The organism is Bacillus sp. 05T31 (assembly GCF_056396725.1).
In genome coordinates, this window is sequence record NZ_JBFTMA010001262.1 from 1 (window position 1) to 578 (window position 578).

Consider the following 578-nt stretch of genomic DNA (forward strand, 5'->3'; position numbering starts at 1 on the left):
TCACTTAGCAGATATTCCGCCAGGAGATACTGTATTCATTACTTTTCAAGCACAAATTTTAGCGATACCGCCTAGTGGCACATTAACAAATAATGCCCTTGTAAATTATGAATATACAGTGAACCCAAACCAATCACCTGCTGTTGGTAGTACAATTACAAACACAACGGTTACTCCAATTATTGATGCTACTCTATCTATAAATAAAACTGTCAATTCAACATTCGCTACTATTGGAGATACACTTACTTTCACTTCCACCATTACTAATTCCGGTAACACTACCGCAAACAATGTTATTTTTACAGATTTAATTCCAGATGGTACAACGTTTATTCCAAATAGTTTTACAGTAAATGGAACAACCATTCCTAATGCAAATCCACAAAATGGTATCAATATCGGTAACATAAATTCAAATGCATCAGTTATACTCAGCTTTCAAGTAAACATTGCAACGATTCCAAATCCTAATCCAATCCCTAATAAATCATCGGTTCAATATAGTTTTATTGTAGATATTAATGAACCACCTGTTTCACGAACAGTTAAATCCAATAAAACTTTTACACAAGTAA

Annotated in this window: 1 protein-coding gene; it reads left to right on the plus strand. The window is 33.2% G+C overall.

The window, feature by feature from the left end; genetic code table 11:
- Positions 1-578 (plus strand): hypothetical protein (locus AC1DJR_RS32805; protein ID WP_477004551.1); only part of this gene is annotated, 578 nt, incomplete at both ends.